This is a genomic window from Streptomyces sp. NPDC003036 (genome assembly GCF_040611175.1).
Taxonomy (GTDB): domain Bacteria; phylum Actinomycetota; class Actinomycetes; order Streptomycetales; family Streptomycetaceae; genus Streptomyces.
Window position 1 is genome coordinate 41,106 of record NZ_JBEXNO010000045.1, and the last position, 17,724, is coordinate 58,829.

Consider the following 17,724-nt stretch of genomic DNA (forward strand, 5'->3'; position numbering starts at 1 on the left):
ATTCTCAGTGACCATGCTCGACGACCGCACGACCGCAGCAGCGTGGCCGACCGCCTACCCCCAGGAGGGGTACGCGGTCGTCGACGTGGAGACCACCGGCCTCGCCCGCGACGACCGGATAGTGTCGGCTGCCGTCTACCGGCTCGACGCGCAGGGCAATGTCGAGGACCACTGGTACACGCTGGTCAACCCGGAGCGGGACCCGGGGCCGGTGTGGATCCACGGCCTGACGACCAGCGTGCTGGAGGGCGCGCCGCTCTTCGCCGACATCGTCGGCGAGTTCTCGCGGCGGCTCGACGGCCGGGTGCTCGTCGCGCACAACGCCATGTTCGACTGGTCGATGATCGCCCGGGAGTACGCCCGCGCCGAGCACACCGCGCCCGTACGCCGGCGGCTGTGCACCATCGCGCTCGCCAAGGAGCTGGCGCTCCCGCTGCCGAACCTCAAGCTGGAGTCCCTCGCCGCGCACTTCGGCGTCGTCCAGCAGCGCGCGCACAACGCGCTGGACGACGCGCGCGTGCTGGCGGAGGCGTTCCGCCCGAGCCTGCACGCGGCGGCCGAGCGGGGCGTACGGCTGCCGCTGCTGGAGTGCCGCCCGCTGACGGAGTGGACGCCCTCGCCGTCCGCGACGACACCCCGCATCGGGCAGCAGGCGACGTCCTCGTACCGCTCGAACAGCTGGCGGCCGTCACGGAAGCGGCCGGCGTGCCCGTACCCGAACCCGGGGCGCTACGAATCGGACAAACCGCTCAAGCAGGGCATGCGTGTGGCCTTTTCGGGCGACACGTCCGTCGAGCGGGAGCTGCTGGAGGACCGTGCCGTCGAGGCGGGCCTCCACGTGGCCACCAGCGTGTCGCGGCTGACCAGCCTGCTCGTCACCAACGACCCGGACGCGGCGACCTCCAAGACCGTCAAGGCGAAGTCCTTCGGCACGCCGATCATCGACGAGGCGGCGTTCACCCATCTGCTCCGCGACGTGGCCCCGGCCGAGGGCTCGCAGGACTCAGCAGACGAGTGACGGTCCGGGCGTTGCGCCGCCCCTTCCCCGGACGCACACCGCACCCTGTGGCGCATGGCACGTTGTGAGGTCTGCGGAAACGACTACGGCATGTCCTTCGAGGTGCACGCGCAGGGCGCGGTGCACGTCTTCGACTGCTTCGCCTGCGCCATCCACCGCATGGCGCCCATCTGCGAGCACTGCCGGGTCCAGATCATCGGTCAGGGCGTCGAGGTCGACGGCCAGTGGTTCTGCGGCGGGCACTGCGCCCGCGCGGAGAAGGGCCAGGTGGGCATCGTCGACAAAGTGTGACGGAGGGGGACTGCCGTCGTTGAACGCAAGGGACGCAAGCCGCGCTGCGTGCGCTGTTCCCCGCCATCGCGGGGGTGATCCGCGGTAGACGCCGCGACGGTACAAGCGGCCATGTGTCTCCCCCGCGAAAGCGGGGGTCCCGGGGTCCGGTGGGACCCGCCATCAGGGCCCCGGGCAGAAGCAGGTACGGTCGAAGCCGTGTACCGCTTCCTGTTGTCCCGGCAGTGGGTGATCCTCACCCTCCTCGCCCTCGTCCTCATCCCCGTGATGATCGAGCTGGGCTTCTGGCAGTTCCACCGGCACCAGCACCGGGTCGCCCAGAACGCCCTGATCGCGGACAACCTCCGGGCGAAGCCGGTCCCCGTGGCGGAGCTCACCTCCCCCGGGCACACCGTCCCGCGCGCCGACTACTGGCGGCAGGCCACCGCCACCGGCACCTTCGACACCGCGCACGAGGTCGTCGTACGCCGCCGGACCAACGCCGACGACAAGGTCGGCTTCTTCGTCCTGACGCCCTTCCTCCTCACCGACGGCCGCGTCGTCCTGGTGAACCGGGGCTGGGTCCCCGCCGCCGACGACCAGGCCGCCTTCCCGGAGGTGCCGCCCGCGCCCAAGGGACAGGTGACGGTCACCGGCCGCCTCAAGGCCGACGAGTCGACCGGGGCCAGCGGCATCAAGGACCTCAGCGGTCTGCCGCCCCGCCAGGTGATGCTGATCAACAGCGAGCAGCAGGCCGAGCGCCTCGGGCGCGAGGTCCTCGGCGGCTACCTGGAGCAGACGGAGCCGCGGCCCTCCGGTGACGTTCCCGAGCTGATCCCCGAGCCGGACCACGACTCCATCGGGGCCCACATGGCGTACGCCGTGCAGTGGTGGCTCTTCGCGGCGGGCGTCCCGGTCGGCTGGGTGGTGCTGGTGCGCCGCGAGAAGCGCGACCTCGCGGCGGCGGCCGCCGAAGAGCCCGCCGAGGCCGCCGGGGCGCCCGCTGTGCCGGAGCCCTCCGCCCCCTGAGACCCGCCGTTACCCGCCGTTTCCCCGCCCGGCGCTGCGCCCTGCTTAACCGAACGCCGGTGCGGGAACACGCCAGGGGTGACGCAACGCATCGAGGACTACGCCCTCATCGGCGATCTCCAGACCGCGGCGCTGGTGGGCAAGGACGGCTCCATCGACTGGCTGTGCCTGCCCCGCTTCGACTCGTCGGCCTGCTTCGCGGCCCTGCTCGGCGACGAGAACAACGGCCACTGGCGGATCGCCCCCAAAGGCGCGACGGTGTGCACCCGCCGGAGCTACCTGACCGACTCGCTGATCCTGGAGACGGTGTGGCAGACCCGCACCGGCACGGTCCGGGTCCTCGACTTCATGCCGCAGCGCGACGAGGCGCCCGACGTCGTACGGATCGTCGAAGGCGTCAGCGGCGTGGTCGAGATGGCGGGCGTGCTCCGGCTGCGCTTCGACCACGGGTCGATCGTGCCGTGGGTGCGCCGCTCGGACGGGCACCGGGTGGCGGTCGCCGGCCCCGACTCCGTATGGCTGCGCAGCGAACCCGAGGTCAAGACGTGGGGCCAGCAGTACAGCACCTGCTCGTCCTTCACGGTCCGACCGGGCGAGAAGGTGGCGTTCGTGCTGACCTGGCACCCCTCGCACCGGCCGCGCCCGCCGCTGGTCGACCCGTACGAGGGGCTGGAGCACACGCTGGAGGACTGGAAGTCCTGGGCGGCGCAGTGCGTGTACGAGGGGCCGTACCGGGAGGCGGTGCTCCGCTCGCTCATCACGCTGAAGGCGCTGACGTACGCCCCGACGGGCGGGATCGTGGCCGCGCCGACGACCTCGCTGCCCGAGGAGATCGGGGGCGTACGCAACTGGGACTACCGCTACTGCTGGCTGCGCGACTCGACGCTCACGCTCGGCGCGCTGCTGTCCGCCGGGTACCTGGAGGAGGCGTCGGCGTGGCGGGACTGGCTGCTGCGGGCGGTGGCGGGCGACCCGGCCGACCTCCAGATCATGTACGGGCTGGCGGGCGAGCGGCGGCTGCCGGAGACGGAGCTGCCGTGGCTGCGCGGCTACGCCGGTTCGCGCCCGGTGCGGATCGGCAACGCCGCGGTGCACCAGCTCCAGCTCGATGTGTACGGCGAGGTCATGGACTCCCTCTACCTGGCGCGCGAGGCGGGCCTCTCGGCGGAGCCGTACGCCTGGAACCTCCAGCTCAGTCTGCTGAACTTCCTGGAGTCGGCGTGGCGGCGGCCGGACGAGGGGCTGTGGGAGGTGCGCGGGCCGCGGCGCCACTTCGTGCACTCGAAGGTGATGGCGTGGGTCGCCGCCGACCGGGCCGTACGGACGCTGGAGGAGCACCCGAAGCTGCGCGGTGACTCGACGCGGTGGCGGGCGATGCGGGACGAGATCCACCGGGAGGTGTGCGAGAAGGGGTACGACGCCGACCGGAACACCTTCACGCAGTCGTACGGTTCGCGCGAGCTGGACGCGGCGACGCTGCTGATCCCGCGCGTCGGCTTCCTGCCGCCGGACGATCCGCGGGTGGTGGGGACGGTGGACGCGGTGCGGCGGGAGCTCAGCCATGACGGTTTCATCCGCCGGTACAGCACCGAGGGGGTGGCGGTCGACGGTCTGCCGGGCGACGAGGGAACGTTCCTCGCGTGCTCCTTCTGGCTGGCGGACGCGCTGCGCATGACGGGCCGGCCCAAGGAGGCGCGGGAGCTGTTCGAACGGCTGCTGGCCCTGCGCAACGACGTGGGTCTGCTGGCGGAGGAGTACGACCCGTCGTCGCGGCGGCAGCTGGGCAACTTCCCGCAGGCGTTCAGCCATGTCGGACTGGTCGGGACCGCTCTGGCGCTGGCGCGGGAGGAGGCGGGCGGAGCAGGATAGGGCGCATGGATCTTGGACTGAAGGACCGTGTGTACGTCGTGACGGGCGCGTCACGGGGCCTGGGCAACGCGTCGGCGCGGGCGCTGGTGGCGGACGGGGCGAGGGTCGTGCTCTCGTCGCGCGACGAGAAGGCGGTCGCGGAGGCGGCGGCCGAGCTGGGGCCCGGTGCCGTGGGCGTCGCGGCGGACAATGCCGATCCGGCGGCCGCGGAGCGCCTGATCGACACCGCCCGGACGCGTTTCGGCCGCTTCGACGGCATCCTGATCAGCGTGGGCGGCCCGCCGCCCGGCTCGGCGGCGGACAACACCGACGAGCAGTGGCGGGCGGCGTTCGACGCGGTGTTCCTGGGCGCGGTGCGGATGGCCCGCACCGCGGCGGCGGCGCTGGGCGAGGGCGGCGTCATCGGGTTCGTGCTCTCCGGCTCGGTGCACGAGCCGATCACCGGCCTGACCATCTCCAACGGCCTGCGCCCGGGTCTGGCCGGCTTCGCCAAGTCGCTCGCCAACGAGGTGGGACCGCGCGGCGTCCGCGTCGTCGGTCTGCTCCCCTCCCGCATCGACACCGACCGCGTCCGCGAACTGGACGCGCTGTCGGGCGACCCGGCGGCGTCGCGCGCGGCCAACGAGGCGAACATCCCGCTGCGCCGGTACGGCACCCCGGAGGAGTTCGGCAACACGGCCGCGTTCCTGCTCTCGCCGGCCGCCTCGTACCTGACGGGCGTCATGCTGCCGGTCGACGGGGGCGCGCGGCACGGATTCTGACGCTCCCTGCGGCTCCCGGGAAGCGGGGGCGGGTCAGTTCACCCGGCGCGGGGCCTGCTTGACGGCGCGCAGGCGGGCTTCCGCCGGGAGGTCCGCCAGGCGCGCCGAGGTGCGGGCGCGGTCGAGGGTCCCGGAGGTCAGCTCCCGGAGCGTGTGGGCCGGGGAGGCGTGGGGCTCGAGGAGGAGGAAGACGCGGGCCGTCGGGGCCGTGCGGCGCCCGGTGAGGCGCACCCGGGCCCGGGCCACGCCGTCCAGCGTCTCCGCCTCGGACTCGACCGCGCCCTCCAGCGCCCGGCCGCGCAGCACCGCGCCCTCCCCGTCGCCCGTGTCGACGAGCACCTCGCTCAGCCGGCGCTGCCTCAGCTGTGCCAGCAGCCACACCAGCGCCAGCAGCACCAGGGCGGCGAGCACCGCGACGACGACGGCCCACCGCCACTCGCCCCGCCCGCGCCGGGCCTCGCTGAGCAGCACCGCGTCCGGGCCGTGCCAGGGCCACCAGGACGGCACGCCCAGGTCCAGCCCGGCCGCGAGGACCGCGCCGCCCACGCAGAGCAGCAGCAGCCCGGCGAGGCCGACGAGTACGCGGTTGACGGTACGGAGCACTCCGGCCACCTCCTCTGTCACCTCCTCTTCGCGGGGCGCCTGACGCGCACGGACAGCGCCGGCGGCCGCTTGAGGCCGAGCTCGGCGATCCCGTCGTCGAGCGCCGTGCGCATGTCGTCCCGTACGTCGTCGAGGTCGCGGAAGTGCGACACGGCGCGCACCGCGACCGCCCTCCGGCGCGCCCGTACGCGTACGGAGCGCACGCCCGGCACGGCCCGCGCCCGGTCCCGCAGCACGAGCGCCACCGCGTCCCGGTCGAGCCCGGCCCGTACGGGCACGGCGTCGCGCCGCATCGGCAGCAGCCGGCGCAGCCCGGGGGTGAGCGCCAGCACGAGCAGCCACAGCCCCAGCGCCATCGCGGCCCCGGCGCCCACGAGCACCCACACGTCGTCCAGGGGACGGCGCTCCAGTTCGTCGAGGAGCACGCGCCGCCAGCGCATGCCGGGCCGCCCCGCCCGTACCGACGCGACGTCATACAGCAGGATCCCCGCGCCACCGAGGACCAGGACCGCGACGAGGGCGGCGGGGACGCGCCGTACGGACCAGAAGCGCCCGTTCACGCGAGCCTCCCGCGGGTGTGCTGGGGTGAGTGGAGCCGCTCGACCTGGACCGCCACCTCCGGCACGCTCATGCCGGCGAGGGCCTCGACCCGCCGGGTGACGTGACGGCGCACGGCCCCGCACTGGGCGCCGAGGTCGGAGGGGTAGCCGAGCTCCAGGCTGATGCGGATCCGCGCGCTGTCCCGGTGCACGACGACCGACGCGTGCGGCGGCCTGCCGCCTTCCGGTACGCCGCCCTCGGGGGCGTCGTCCAGGGCTTCGCGGGCCGCCCGCGCGGCGATCTTCGCCACGACGCGGTCGGCGATGACCGTCGCGCCGCGCTCGGCCGCCCGGACGGCCGTGTCCGCCGGGGCCGGCGCGGCCGTGGTGTCCCCCGCCACGGCGTCACCGCCGCCGGTCGTCGCGGTCGCGGCCCCGGAAGAGGTCTCCCGGCTCCAGGTCTCCGTCGAGGAACCGGCCCACCACGAAGCCGACCGCGCCCAACGCGGCCACCAGCAAAAACGCGCCGAAGCCGCCGAAGTAACCGGCGAACCCGAGCGCCATTCCGGCCAGCAGGCCGACCACCGCCATGCTCATCGTGCGCTCCTTCGCGTCATGGGGCGTTGTGTGTGCAGCGCCGGCGCGGTGTGCCCGGCGGCTACTGGATCCGGGTCTCCGGCTCCTCTTCCTCCTCGTCGGGCAGCTTCACATCGCTGACGGCGATGTTGACCTCGACGACTTCGAGGCCGGTCATCCGCTCCACCGCGGAGATGACGTTCTCGCGGACGTCGCCGGCCACGTCGATGATCGAGACGCCGTACTCGACGACGATCTCCAGGTCCAGCGCGGTCTGCACCTCGCCGACCTCGGCCTTGACGCCGCGCGTCACACCGGCGCGGCCGCCGGGGACCCGGTCGCGCACCGAGCCGAAGGTGCGGGAGGCCGCGCTGCCCATGTCGTGGACGCCGTCGACGTCGCGGGCCGCGAGGCCGGCGATCTTCATGACCACGCCGTCGGCGATGGTGGTGCGGCCGCGCGAGGCCGGGTCGCCGCCCGCGCCGCGCCGCGTCACCGAGCTCTTCCGTGCGGCCTCGGCCGCCGGTTCCTTGATCTGCGCGGACTTCGCCTGAGCCGCTTGCGAAGTCTGTGAGGTGTCGCTCATCACCGTTCGTCCCTTCCGGGCGGATTTGCGCTCCGTTGACCACACTAAGGGTGGTTGCCCGGTTCCGCGCCGGGGATGCGGCAGTCTGGAGGAATGACGACGGCTGAGGGATGGGCCACGACGGTACGCAGTCGGCTCGGCCTGGGGCGGCTGCTGCCCCTGGGCGGCCCGGCGGACGGGGCCTGGCTGGCGGAACGGGCGGCGGACGCGGTGCTGCGCCGGGCGGCCCGGCGGGTGCCGGGCGTGTCACCCGGTCGGCTGCGCGTCGGCCTCGCGGAACCGGACGCGGAAGCGGAACCGGGGCCAAACGCGGAAGCGGTGGCGGAAGCGGTGTTCCCGCGGCCGCCGGGCGCCCTGACGCCGGGACCGCTGCGCATCACGGCGGAGTTCGCCGCGACCGGCGGCGCCGGCGTACCGCTTCCGGAGCTCGCCTCGGGGCTGCGTACGGCCCTGTTCGCGGCGTGCGAGGAGCGGCTGGGGCTGGTGGTGACGGAGGTGGACCTCCGGGTGACGGCGCTCCTGGACGGTCCGGCGCCCGCACCCGAACCGGCCGCGCCCCCCGAGGAACCGGCGGGCGCGGTCGACCTCTCCGACCCGGTGGCCGTGGCGGCCGCGGCCGTACCGGGGGTGCGGCGGCTGACGACGGTGCTGGGCCCGTCCGTGCATCGGGCGGCCGATCACCTCCGTATCGAAGTGGCGACCGCGCCGGACCACCGCGCGCTGGACGTGGCGCGAGCGGTCCGGGCAGCCGTCGGCGCGGCGACGCCGGTGACCGTGCTGGTCACGGACGTCGCCGTGGCAGAGCCTTAGGTCGTGCCGTCAAAGTCCCGTCTGCCCGGCGGCGTCCGGCACGCCCACCTGCCGCGTTGTCGTCAGTCGGCGAGGCCCGCGAGGTCCCGCAGGCGCCGCGCCTGGGCCGCGCGCTCCGCTACGCGCTGGTCCGCGTAGGTACGCTCCTGCGCGCCCCGCAGCAGCGCCTTGGTCTCGACGACGGCGTCCCGCGGGGCCGCCAGCAGCGCCGCCGCCAGGTCGCGTACGGCACCGTCGAGCTCCTCGACGGGCACGACCAGGTTGGCGAGGCCGATGCGCTCGGCCTCCGCGGCCTGGACGAAGCGGCCCGTGGCGCAGATCTCCAGCGCACGGGCGTAGCCGACCGCCGCGACGAGCGGGTGCGTACCGGTCAGGTCGGGGACCAGGCCGAGGCTCGTCTCGCGCATGGCGAATTGCACGTCCTGCGCGACGACCCGCAGGTCGCAGGCGAGCGCGAGCTGGAACCCGGCACCGATGGCGTGCCCCTGGACGGCCGCGATCGACACGATGTCGTTGCGGCGCCACCAGGTGAACGCCTCCTGGTACTCGGCGATGACGGCGTCGAGCTCCTCGTCCGAGCCGCGTGCCAGGTCCAGGAAGGACGGCTCGCCCTCGAAGCCCTCGGGCGTGAACGCCTGCCGGTCGAGCCCCGCGGAGAAGGACTTGCCCTCGCCGCGCAGGACGACGACCCGCACGCTGCCCGGCAGCGACCGCCCGGCTTCCACGAGCGCCCGCCACAGAGCGGGCGACTGCGCGTTGCGCTTGGCCGCGTTGGTGAGGGTCACCGTGGCGACGGCGTCCTCGACGGTGAGCCGTACACCGTCCTTGTCGAACACTTCGAGGACTGGGTCGAGCGAGGTCATGGGGCGCCTCCGGATCCGGTGCGGCGGCTGTGCAGCAGCCGATGACAGCCGATTAAGTGACTGCACAGTAACCACCCGGCCGACACGCCGGTCGACCGGGTGGCCCTGCCGGATCCCTTGGGCCGGATGAGCCCGCTCGGACGGCGAGCGCCAAACGCGGGGGACCGTCAGGCCGAAGGGGCCTTCTTGCCTCGCGTGGCTCCGCCGCGTCCCCGCAGCGACACTCCGGACTCGCTGAGCATCCGGTGGACGAACCCATAGGACCGGCCGGTCTCTTCGGCCAGTGCCCGGATGCTCGCACCGGAGTCGTACTTCTTCTTCAGGTCTGCCGCGAGCTTTTCGCGCGCGGCGCCGGTCACCCGGCTGCCCTTCTTCAGAGTCTCGGCCACCCGTGCCTCCTCATGGGAAGTGCGCCTCTGGACTCTCATGATCACCCCTCCGCGGCCACATGGCCAGCCATTCGACAAGGTCCGTGCCGCAAGGTTTCGCCAACCCACGGTCACCGGACGGTCACCTTCCCGTCCCGGAAACCGCGCGCGGCGCGGACTCGGCGACGAAGTGCCAGGTCAGGGAGGTGGAGGGAACGACAGCGCGGCGTGGGAGCGGAGGATGGGAATCCACCGGTCGCCACGCCGCGGTATGAGACGCACTCACTCAGATGAAGGATCACGCGTAAGCCGAATGATCCATGCGGGGATGATCAGGCGGGGGTCAGGCGAGGGCGACCAGGTCCGCGTAGTCCTGGCCCCACAGGTCCTCGACGCCGTCCGGCAGGAGGATGATGCGCTCCGGCTGGAGGGCCTCGACGGCTCCCTCGTCGTGCGTGACGAGGACGACGGCGCCCTTGTACGTGCGCAGCGCGCCGAGGATCTCCTCGCGGCTGGCCGGGTCGAGGTTGTTGGTCGGCTCGTCCAGGAGCAGCACGTTCGCCGAGGAGACGACCAGGGTGGCCAGCGCCAGCCGGGTCTTCTCGCCGCCGGAGAGCACGCCGGCCGGCTTGTCGACGTCGTCGCCGGAGAAGAGGAACGAGCCGAGCACCTTGCGGACCTCGACGAGGTCCAGGTCGGGGGCGGCCGAGCGCATGTTCTCCAGGACCGTGCGGTCCGGGTCGAGGGTCTCGTGCTCCTGGGCGTAGTAGCCGAGCTTGAGGCCGTGACCCGGGGTGACCTGGCCGGTGTCGGGCTTCTCCACGCCCGCCAGCAGGCGCAGCAGCGTGGTCTTGCCGGCGCCGTTGAGGCCGAGGATGACGACGCGGGAGCCCTTGTCGATGGCGAGGTCCACGTCGGTGAAGATCTCCAGCGAGCCGTACGACTTGGAGAGCCCCTCCGCGGTCAGCGGGGTCTTGCCGCAGGGCGCCGGCTCGGGGAAGCGGAGCTTGGCGACCTTGTCGGAGGCGCGGACCTCCTCGAGGCCGGCGAGCAGGCGCTCGGCGCGGCGGGCCATGTTCTGGGCGGCGACGGTCTTGGTGGCCTTGGCGCGCATCTTGTCGGCCTGCGCGTTGAGCGCGGCGGCCTTCTTCTCGGCGTTGGCGCGCTCGCGCTTGCGGCGCTTCTCGTCGGCCTCGCGCTGCTGCTGGTAGAGCTTCCAGCCCATGTTGTAGACGTCGATCTGCGACCGGTTGGCGTCCAGGTAGAACACCTTGTTGACGACGGTCTCGACGAGGTCGACGTCGTGGGAGATCACGATGAAGCCGCCGCGGTACGTCTTGAGGTAGTCGCGCAGCCAGACGATCGAGTCGGCGTCGAGGTGGTTGGTGGGCTCGTCGAGGAGCAGCGTGTCGGCGTCCGAGAAGAGGATGCGGGCGAGCTCGACGCGGCGGCGCTGACCGCCGGAGAGCGTGTGGAGCGGCTGCCCGAGGACGCGGTCCGGGAGCCCGAGGGCGTGCGCGATGGTGGCGGCCTCGGCCTCGGCGGCGTACCCGCCCTTGGTGAGGAACTCGGTCTCCTGGCGCTCGTACTGCCGCAGCGCCTTCTCGCGGGTGGCGCCCTGGCCGGAGGCGATCTTCTGCTCGTTCTGCCGCATCTTGCGGATCAGGACGTCGAGGCCGCGGGCGGAGAGGATGCGGTCGCGGGCCAGGACGTCGAGGTCGCCGGTGCGCGGGTCCTGCGGGAGGTAGCCGACCTCACCGGAGCGGGTGATGGTGCCGGCGGCGGGGATGCCCTCGCCGGCGAGGCACTTGGTGAGGGTGGTCTTGCCGGCGCCGTTGCGGCCGACGAGGCCGATGCGGTCGCCCTTGGCGACGCGGAAGGACGCGGATTCGATGAGGACACGGGCGCCGGCGCGCAGCTCGATGCCGGAAGCGGTGATCACGGACAGACTCCAGGGCGGATGGGACGGCGGGAAGGACGACGGATGCGGTGGCTTCGACGCCGGCTAATGCACAGGGAGAATGGCCATGCAGGCCAGTCTAACGGGCGGGTGCAACTGGTTTTCCGGCCGCGGCGGGCGGCCGCGTGCCCGGAAGCCGAGCGGAATCGCACCTTCCGGTGAGCCGGTGGAACGCCGGGGTGCGTTGTCGGTGGCGGGTGCCAGACTGGGGATCAGCTGAGATCCGGATCACATCGCAGTCGGAAGGCCGTATCGAGCACCGAATCGGAGGGTGACCAGCATGGCCGACGTACCGAGCATCTACCCCACGCTCCTGTACGAGGACGCGAAGGCGGCCATCAGGACGCTGAAGGAGGCCTTCGGGTTCACCGAGGTGAGTGTGTACGAGGGCGAGGACGGCCAGATCGTCCACTCCGAGCTGGCCTATGGGAACGGCATGGTGATGCTGGGCACGAAGAGACGCGAGGGAGTCTTCGCCAAGGCGATGGCGGGCGCGGGCCCGGTCGGGGTGTACGTGGTGGTGGACGACGTGGACGCGCACCACGCCCGCGCCGTGGAGCACGGCGTGGAGATCCTGATGCCCCCGACGGACCAGGACTACGGCTCCCGCGACTACATGGCGCGGGACGCCGAGGGCAACGTCTGGAGCTTCGGCACGTACGCGCCGGGCGCGGCGGGGTAGCCCCCCGCCGCGAAAGGACGCGCCGCGTCCCGGGGTGGTCAGGCGCCGCCCGTGTGGACCTGGAAGGCGGCCCGGCGGACGGCTTTGGCGAAGGCCGGGTCGGGGTGGGCCGCGGCCAGGGCGACCAGGACCTGGACCGTACGGGGGTGACCGACGGCGCGGACCTCGTCCAGCAGGGCGGGGACCGTGCCCTGGACCGCGGACTCCAGGTGGCGTACGAGGAGCGTGGCGTCGCCGTGGTCGGCGACGGCCGCGGCGGTGTCCACCCAGAGCCAGGTCGCCTCCTCGCGGGTGAGGACCTCGGTGGCCTCGTCGGGGTCGGCGCCGTCGTGCTCGGCGAGCCAGAGCAGGGCGTAGGGGCGCAGCGGGGCCTCCTCGGCGGCGGCCCGCACCCCGGCCTCGGCGGCGGAGCCGACGACCCGCAGCGCCTCGAAGGCGAGGCCGCGCAGCAGGGCGTCCTGGCCGCGCGCGACGTCGAGGAGCTCGGTGACGGCGCTGCCCACGGGGCGGGCGGCGAGCCAGGCGCGGTACTCGACGCGGGCCGGCCCGGGGGTGAGGCGGGCGCAGGCGCGCAGCATGTCCTCGGCGGACTGCTCGATGTGGCCGGCGGGGCTCTGCGCGGCGACGCAGATCTGCTCCAGCTTGACCCACACGGCCCAGTTGCCGAGCGGGGTCAGGGTCGCCTGGCCCTCGCCGAGGGTGAGGGCGCCGACGGCGGCCAGGCCCTCCAGGGCCCAGTCGAGCAGGCGCGCGAGCGAGTCGGACCCGGGCGGCGGGGCCGGGACGTGCTGGCGGGGTACGGCGCCGGGCGCCGCGCCGGGCTCGTCCCGCGGCGGTGCCGGCACCTCGCAGCGCTCCTCGCGGAGCTCGGCGACGCGCTGCTGGAGCAGGTCGAGGAGCGACGGTACGGGCACGGGGCCCGCGGAGAGCTGGAGCAGGGAGAGGACCTGGGGGACGGCTTCCACGACCTCGGCCACGGCGGCGGGCTCGACGTCGCCCGGGGCGGGGTGGACGAGCGACCAGGCGTCGAAGAGCGCGACCCAGCCGCGCAGGACGGCCGAGTCGTCGCGGTCCCAGGCGCGCAGGCGCCAGCCGGGGCGGGCGGTGCCGCCGTGCAGCTCGACGAGTCCGGCGAGGCGGGCGCGGTCCCAGCCGGCGCGCACCTGGTCCGGTGTCAGGCCGAGGGCGGCCGCGGCCCGTTCCTGGGCGGGGGTGGCGTCGGGCTGGCGGTCGACGGCGGCCCAGCGGGCGATGCGTACGGCGTCGTGGAGGACTGCTCTCGCCTGACGGGCCAGCTCGGCCGGGGGCGGCGTGCCCTCGGGCGGCCGCGACGCCGGCCGCGTACGCCGGGTCGTCACAGCCCGTCGGGCCGTGGTCAGGGGCCGCGGACGGACGAGTCGGAGTCTGGAGTTGCGCGCCAATTGCTCATCAGGCTTTCGAGACGTCACGGGGGCAGTCTTCCCGCTGACGGCCCGAAAGCCCAAACGGAATCGGTTTCGCCGGACGGCGGGGGCTACAGAAGGGGGGTGAGGAAGCGGCGGAGGGCCTCTTCGTAGCGGTCCGGACCGGCGTTCCACATGGCCGCGTGCGGCGCGTTTGGAACGGTGTGCAGGGTGACCAGGCCGGGGCGGCGGGCGGCGAGTTCGCGGGAGCCCTGCCAGGGGGCGAGGTGGTCGTCCGGTCCGTGGAAGAGGAGGGTCGGCACGCGCAGCCCGTCGGGGTCGGCGGCCTCGGCGATGCGGTCGCCGTGCACGCCGGTCCTGCCCTGGGCGGCGCGGACCGCGAGCGGCAGCAGCGGCGCGGGGGTGCGGCGGGCGGCGGCCAGGGCGCGCAGGGTGGTTTCCCAGTCGAGGACCGGGGAGTCGAGCACCAGGCCGCGGATGCGGTCGCGGACGCCGGAGTTGGCGGCGGCGTGCAGGGCCATGGAGGCGCCGACGGACCAGCCGTACAGGATGACGCGGTCGGCGCCGCGGCGAAGGGCGTGGCGCATCGCGGCGTCCAGGTCCCGCCACTCGGAGTCGCCGAGGTGTCCGAGGCCGTCGGAGGGGCGCGGGGCGCCGTCGTCGCCGCGGTAGGCGAGGTGGAGGACGGGGAGCTGGAGGGAGTGGAGGAACCGCGTCACGTTCAGGGGGTGTTCGCGGGTGGTGCCCAGGCCGTGGACGGCGATCACCCAGGTGGAGCGGGTCGAGGGGACGAACCACGCGGGCAGATTGCCCAGTTCGCCGGGGATGTCCATGTCCTCGTGGTCGAGGCCGAGCGCGGTGGCGGGAGTGCCGGTGTGGAGCTGCGGGGTGAGCCGGACGCGGCTGCCCACGTCGAGGGTGCCGCGCCGGACGCTTTCCAGCCGGCGTACGACGGTGTCGGCGGAGTGCGGCACGTCGTCCAGGACGGGGCCGACGACCGCGTGGACCTCGGGGCCCGTGAGGCCGTAGGTGCCGGGCCGCAGCGAGGCCAGGTGGCGGGTCAGGGTGACCTGCCCGGCGGCGGTGGCGTGCACCGTGAGCCGGGGGTCCCCGGGCAGGGGCCGGTCAGGCCGGGGCCTGAGCGCGGCGTCGCTGGCGTACCGGCCGGCCGCGATCGTGGCCGCGCCGGCGCCGATCAGGGTGGTGACGGCCGCCGCCGTCGCTGTAGCCGGGCGCACCGCTCCAGTGTGGGCAAGGGCGCGGTGCGGTGCCAGTGGGCGTGGGCCGCCGGGGGCACGGCCGCGGCGCCCCGCGCTCACCGCGATGCTCGGCGCGGCTGGCCGTACCCGCGGAGCTTGCCGGCCGCCGCGTCGAGCTCCGCGGCGGACAGCAGCGCCGGGGTGCGGCCGGGCACGGAGGTGGCGGTGAGCCAGAGGCGGCACATCCACTCCAGCTGCGCGGTGCGGTCGTACGCCTGGTCGAGGGTGTCGCCGTAGGTGACAGTTCCGTGGTTGCCCAGCAGGCAGCCCGTGCGGCCCTCCAGGGCGCGCAGCATGTTCCGGGCCAGTTCCTCCGTGCCGTAGAGGGCGTACGGGGCGACGCGGACGGGGCCGCCGAGGGCCGCCGCCATGTAGTGGATCGGGGGCAGCTCGGGGACGAGGGTGGAGACCGCCGCGGCGTGGACCGCGTGGGTGTGGACGACCGCGCGGGCCGGGGTGTCGCGGTAGACCGCCAGGTGCATGGGCAGCTCGCTGGTGGGCGTGAGGGTTCCGCGCACCTGTGTGCCGTCGAGGTCGACGGCGGTGAGGTCGGCCGGGGTGAGCCGGTCGTACGGCACGCCGCTGGGGGTGACGAGGACGAGGTCGCCGACCCGGGCGGAGACGTTGCCGGAGGTGCCGACGACCAGGCCGTCGGTGACCGTCCTGCGGGCGGTGGCCACCAGCGCGTCCCAGGCCCGCTCGACCGCCTGCTCGACCGTCCGTTCCCTCGCGTCGCCCTCTGCCATGAGCCCGATCCCGCCTAGTCGATCAGATGACAAAAATCTCCTCATCCGGCCCGCCTCCGGCCGCCCTCCGAACCGGGGTGAACGGCGGGAAAGCCCATGGATACGGGCATCCGGCCGCCCGGCCGGGCATCCGAGGCGAAACGGTGGCGGTGGTTCCGGATCTTCGGACACCATGATGCCGGACCCAGTTCACCTTCCGTTCACTCAGGTTGCTTACGTTCGCCGAGCCACTGACGTCGAACGATTGCCTGGGTAAATGGAACACATCACGCTGCTGCTCGCCATTGTGGTCGTGACAGCTCTCGTGTTCGATTTCACGAACGGTTTCCATGACACCGCCAACGCGATGGCCACGACCATCTCGACCGGCGCCCTGAAGCCCAAGACGGCGGTGGCCATGTCCGCCGTGCTCAACCTGGTCGGCGCGTTCCTGTCCGTCGAGGTCGCCAAGACGATCTCCAGCGGCCTGGTCAACGAAGAAGGAATCAGCCCAGAGGTGATCTTCGCGGCGCTCGTCGGCGCCATCCTCTGGAACCTCCTGACCTGGCTGGTGGGCCTGCCCTCCAGCTCCTCGCACGCCCTCATGGGCGGCCTCGTCGGCGCCACCATCGCCTCGGTCGGCCTGAGCGGCGTCAACGGCGGCGTCGTCGTCACCAAGGTCCTCATCCCGGCCGTCGCCGCGCCGCTCGTCGCCGGCCTCGCCGCGATGCTCGCCACCCGGCTGACGTACAAGGCCGGCGCGAACATCGACGAGAAGACCGGCCGCAAGGGCTACCGCGCCGGTCAGATCGCCTCCGCGGGCCTCGTCTCGCTCGCCCACGGCACCAACGACGCCCAGAAGACGATGGGCATCATCACCCTGGCGCTCGTCGCCGGCGGCGTCCTCGCCCCCGGCTCCAACCCGCCCCTCTGGGTGATCGTCTCCGCCGGTCTGGCCATCGCGCTCGGCACCTACCTCGGCGGCTGGCGCATCATCCGCACCATGGGCAAGGGCCTCACCGACCTCCAGCCGCAGCAGGGCTTCGCCGCCCAGACCAGCGCGGCCACCGTCATCCTCGCCTCCTCGAACCTGGGCTTCTCGCTCTCGACGACGCACTCCTGCTCCGGCGCCGTGATGGGCGCGGGCCTCGGCCGCAAGGGCGGCGTCGTCCGCTGGTCCACCGCCACCCGGATGTTCGTCGCCTGGGGGCTGACCCTGCCGGCCGCCGGTCTGGTCGCCGCGGGCTCGGAGCTCGTCACCCGCCAGGGTGACTGGGGCGTCGCCGCCGTCGTGGTCTTCCTCGTCGCCTCCTGCGCCGCGATCTGGTTCATCTCGCGCCGCCAGGTCGTCGACCACACCAACGTCAACGACGTCGACACCGCCACGGCCGACGGCGACAGCGAGCCCGCGGGCGTCGTGACCACCGCCATCGCGGCCGTCACCCCTCCCCCGGCCGGCACCGTCGCCATGACCGCCGGTGACCTCACCGCCGACCTCCAGGCCACCATCCCGGCGACGGCGCCGGAGACCACCCCGGCGGCCGCGGCCGCGCCCGCACCCGCCGCCACGGTGTAAGGAAAGAACAGCATGAAGATCGACTGGGCAGCTCTCGGCTCCGTGTTCGGCGTGAGCCTCTTGGCCACCGTCGCACTGGTGGGCCTGTTCACCCTCGGCATCCTCGGCCTCTCCAAGCAGGAGCAGGCGGCGGCGAGCGGTGACTCGGCCGTCCTCGCCCGCACCGGCGCGTACGCGGCCTTCGCGGTCTGCGCGGCGGCGATCACCTTCGGGATCTACCTGATCGTGACCTGACGTGTGAACGTCCGGCTCCGGGCCGGTCGCACCTTCACGGGTGCGGCCGGCCCTGCCGCGTTCTGTGGGGCGCAGCACACTCTCCGACCGCAGGTCAGCGGCGAGTTGACGGGCGTTCGCGGAGCGTGGTGGACTGCCGGGGCCATTTACGGCGGCAGGAGAGGAAGCCGGTGCGAATCCGGCGCGGTCCCGCCACTGTGAGTCCGGCCCCGGGCAGCCCCGAGGGCCGGATGAGTCAGGAACTCTCGTCGCCGGTCACGTCGAGCCAGGGCGCGGACCCTGAGTGAGGACATTCGCCATGCCCGGCTGCCTTCGCGCTGCCCCGGAAGCTCCGAAAGCCCCGGAAGCTCCCAGCTCATCGAGCACCCATGCGCGGTGACCGCGTCTTCGCGTACGGCGCGGCCGTCGGGCTCGCCGCCGACCTGCTTCTCGCCGACCCCCGCCGCGGGCACCCCGTGGCCGCCTTCGGGCGCACGGCCGCCCGCGTGGAGCGCGCGCTGTGGCGCGACGACCGCGCCTGGGGTGCGCTGCACGCCGCCGTGTGCGCCGGAGGCGCGGCCGGCGCGGCGGCGCTCGCGGCCCGCGCGGTCCGC

General features: G+C 73.6%; 21 protein-coding genes and 1 riboswitch. Of the genes, 10 read left to right on the forward strand and 11 right to left on the reverse strand.

All coding sequences use genetic code 11. The features are described from left to right. The first annotated feature begins 7 nt into the window (after positions 1-7). The 5 genes from ABZX67_RS27745 (at position 8) to ABZX67_RS27765 (ending at position 4,947) form a co-directional block, all read left to right on the forward strand. Positions 8-1,018, forward strand: a complete 1,011-nt coding sequence (locus ABZX67_RS27745; protein ID WP_355365437.1) for a DEDDh family exonuclease — start codon at positions 8-10, stop codon at positions 1,016-1,018. 54 nt (positions 1,019-1,072) lie between these two features. Continuing rightward, positions 1,073-1,309, forward strand: a complete 237-nt coding sequence (locus tag ABZX67_RS27750; protein WP_078887695.1) for a hypothetical protein — start codon at positions 1,073-1,075, stop codon at positions 1,307-1,309. Between the two features lie 198 nt (positions 1,310-1,507). Beyond that, positions 1,508-2,317 (forward strand): SURF1 family protein, encoded by an 810-nt coding sequence (locus ABZX67_RS27755; RefSeq protein ID WP_355365441.1) that lies wholly within the window; start codon positions 1,508-1,510, stop codon positions 2,315-2,317. 78 nt (positions 2,318-2,395) lie between these two features. Then, on the forward strand, positions 2,396-4,186 hold the full coding sequence (locus tag ABZX67_RS27760) for a glycoside hydrolase family 15 protein (protein ID WP_355365444.1): 1,791 nt from the start codon (positions 2,396-2,398) through the stop codon (positions 4,184-4,186). Positions 4,187-4,191: 5 nt separating this feature from the next. After that, the gene (locus ABZX67_RS27765; RefSeq protein ID WP_355365447.1) at positions 4,192-4,947 is read left to right on the forward strand and encodes an SDR family oxidoreductase; all 756 of its coding nucleotides are present in this window, start codon (positions 4,192-4,194) and stop codon (positions 4,945-4,947) included. A gap of 33 nt (positions 4,948-4,980) precedes the next feature. Here ABZX67_RS27765 and amaP read toward each other — a convergent pair whose 3' ends face one another. The 5 genes from amaP to ABZX67_RS27790 all read right to left on the reverse strand — a co-directional run bounded on the left by amaP (position 4,981) and on the right by ABZX67_RS27790 (position 7,251). Then, positions 4,981-5,559, reverse strand: a complete 579-nt coding sequence (gene amaP / locus ABZX67_RS27770) for an alkaline shock response membrane anchor protein AmaP (protein WP_355365504.1) — start codon at positions 5,557-5,559, stop codon at positions 4,981-4,983. Positions 5,560-5,567: 8 nt separating this feature from the next. Continuing rightward, entirely contained in the window at positions 5,568-6,110 is a 543-nt protein-coding gene (locus tag ABZX67_RS27775) for a DUF6286 domain-containing protein (RefSeq protein ID WP_355365450.1), read from the reverse strand. Continuing rightward, positions 6,107-6,490, reverse strand: a complete 384-nt coding sequence (locus ABZX67_RS27780) for a hypothetical protein (RefSeq protein WP_355365453.1) — start codon at positions 6,488-6,490, stop codon at positions 6,107-6,109. Before ABZX67_RS27780 ends, ABZX67_RS27775 begins: the two co-directional genes overlap by 4 nt. A 4-nt stretch (positions 6,491-6,494) precedes the next feature. Continuing rightward, positions 6,495-6,686, reverse strand: a complete 192-nt coding sequence (locus ABZX67_RS27785; protein WP_355365456.1) for a hypothetical protein — start codon at positions 6,684-6,686, stop codon at positions 6,495-6,497. 61 nt (positions 6,687-6,747) lie between these two features. Next, on the reverse strand, positions 6,748-7,251 hold the full coding sequence (locus ABZX67_RS27790; RefSeq protein WP_355365459.1) for an Asp23/Gls24 family envelope stress response protein: 504 nt from the start codon (positions 7,249-7,251) through the stop codon (positions 6,748-6,750). Between the two features lie 93 nt (positions 7,252-7,344). Between ABZX67_RS27790 and ABZX67_RS27795 the strand changes: the two genes are divergently transcribed. After that, on the forward strand, positions 7,345-8,061 hold the full coding sequence (locus tag ABZX67_RS27795; protein WP_355365462.1) for a hypothetical protein: 717 nt from the start codon (positions 7,345-7,347) through the stop codon (positions 8,059-8,061). A 62-nt stretch (positions 8,062-8,123) separates the two neighbouring features. On the opposite strand, the gene ABZX67_RS27800 is transcribed toward ABZX67_RS27795, so the two are convergent. The 3 genes from ABZX67_RS27800 to abc-f form a co-directional block, all read right to left on the reverse strand. Next, entirely contained in the window at positions 8,124-8,924 is an 801-nt protein-coding gene (locus tag ABZX67_RS27800) for an enoyl-CoA hydratase/isomerase family protein (RefSeq protein ID WP_355365465.1), read from the reverse strand. Between the two features lie 167 nt (positions 8,925-9,091). Beyond that, the gene (locus tag ABZX67_RS27805) at positions 9,092-9,313 is read right to left on the reverse strand and encodes a helix-turn-helix domain-containing protein (protein WP_254751967.1); all 222 of its coding nucleotides are present in this window, start codon (positions 9,311-9,313) and stop codon (positions 9,092-9,094) included. 322 nt (positions 9,314-9,635) lie between these two features. Next, a complete protein-coding gene (abc-f, locus tag ABZX67_RS27810) occupies positions 9,636-11,234 on the reverse strand; it encodes a ribosomal protection-like ABC-F family protein (RefSeq protein WP_355365468.1) in 1,599 nt (532 codons plus the stop codon). Positions 11,235-11,532: 298 nt separating this feature from the next. On the opposite strand from abc-f, the gene ABZX67_RS27815 reads away from it, so the two are divergent. Next, a complete protein-coding gene (locus ABZX67_RS27815; protein ID WP_355365471.1) occupies positions 11,533-11,934 on the forward strand; it encodes a VOC family protein in 402 nt (133 codons plus the stop codon). A gap of 38 nt (positions 11,935-11,972) precedes the next feature. Here ABZX67_RS27815 and ABZX67_RS27820 read toward each other — a convergent pair whose 3' ends face one another. The 3 genes from ABZX67_RS27820 to ABZX67_RS27830 form a co-directional block, all read right to left on the reverse strand. Continuing rightward, complete coding sequence (locus ABZX67_RS27820) at positions 11,973-13,292, reverse strand: hypothetical protein (RefSeq protein ID WP_355365474.1); 1,320 nt, start codon at positions 13,290-13,292, stop codon at positions 11,973-11,975. A 155-nt stretch (positions 13,293-13,447) separates the two neighbouring features. Further along, positions 13,448-14,575 carry a prolyl oligopeptidase family serine peptidase gene (locus tag ABZX67_RS27825; protein WP_355365477.1) on the reverse strand — a complete coding sequence of 376 codons (1,128 nt, stop codon included), beginning with the start codon at positions 14,573-14,575 and terminating at the stop codon, positions 13,448-13,450. 77 nt (positions 14,576-14,652) lie between these two features. Continuing rightward, entirely contained in the window at positions 14,653-15,342 is a 690-nt protein-coding gene (locus tag ABZX67_RS27830; RefSeq protein ID WP_355365480.1) for a class II aldolase/adducin family protein, read from the reverse strand. 256 nt (positions 15,343-15,598) lie between these two features. Here ABZX67_RS27830 and ABZX67_RS27835 point away from each other — a divergent pair, with 256 nt between their 5' ends. From ABZX67_RS27835 to ABZX67_RS27845, 3 genes are all read left to right on the forward strand, one after another. Next, entirely contained in the window at positions 15,599-16,897 is a 1,299-nt protein-coding gene (locus ABZX67_RS27835) for an inorganic phosphate transporter (RefSeq protein WP_355365483.1), read from the forward strand. Positions 16,898-16,909: 12 nt separating this feature from the next. After that, positions 16,910-17,131, forward strand: a complete 222-nt coding sequence (locus tag ABZX67_RS27840; protein ID WP_355365486.1) for a hypothetical protein — start codon at positions 16,910-16,912, stop codon at positions 17,129-17,131. A gap of 159 nt (positions 17,132-17,290) precedes the next feature. Continuing rightward, positions 17,291-17,376, forward strand: a riboswitch (cobalamin riboswitch). A 123-nt stretch (positions 17,377-17,499) separates the two neighbouring features. Continuing rightward, a partial coding sequence (locus tag ABZX67_RS27845; protein WP_355365489.1) for a cobalamin biosynthesis protein occupies positions 17,500-17,724 on the forward strand: 225 nt, incomplete at its 3' end.

Coding starts and splice junctions, on each gene's coding strand:
- ABZX67_RS27750 (WP_078887695.1), top strand. CDS start 1,073: ATGGCACGTTGTGAGGTCTGCGGAAACGACTACGGCATGTCCTTCGAG.
- ABZX67_RS27765 (WP_355365447.1), top strand. CDS start 4,192: ATGGATCTTGGACTGAAGGACCGTGTGTACGTCGTGACGGGCGCGTCA.
- ABZX67_RS27785 (WP_355365456.1), bottom strand. CDS start 6,686: ATGAGCATGGCGGTGGTCGGCCTGCTGGCCGGAATGGCGCTCGGGTTC.
- ABZX67_RS27790 (WP_355365459.1), bottom strand. CDS start 7,251: ATGAGCGACACCTCACAGACTTCGCAAGCGGCTCAGGCGAAGTCCGCG.
- ABZX67_RS27795 (WP_355365462.1), top strand. CDS start 7,345: ATGACGACGGCTGAGGGATGGGCCACGACGGTACGCAGTCGGCTCGGC.
- ABZX67_RS27800 (WP_355365465.1), bottom strand. CDS start 8,924: ATGACCTCGCTCGACCCAGTCCTCGAAGTGTTCGACAAGGACGGTGTA.
- ABZX67_RS27815 (WP_355365471.1), top strand. CDS start 11,533: ATGGCCGACGTACCGAGCATCTACCCCACGCTCCTGTACGAGGACGCG.
- ABZX67_RS27830 (WP_355365480.1), bottom strand. CDS start 15,342: ATGGCAGAGGGCGACGCGAGGGAACGGACGGTCGAGCAGGCGGTCGAG.
- ABZX67_RS27835 (WP_355365483.1), top strand. CDS start 15,599: ATGGAACACATCACGCTGCTGCTCGCCATTGTGGTCGTGACAGCTCTC.
- ABZX67_RS27840 (WP_355365486.1), top strand. CDS start 16,910: ATGAAGATCGACTGGGCAGCTCTCGGCTCCGTGTTCGGCGTGAGCCTC.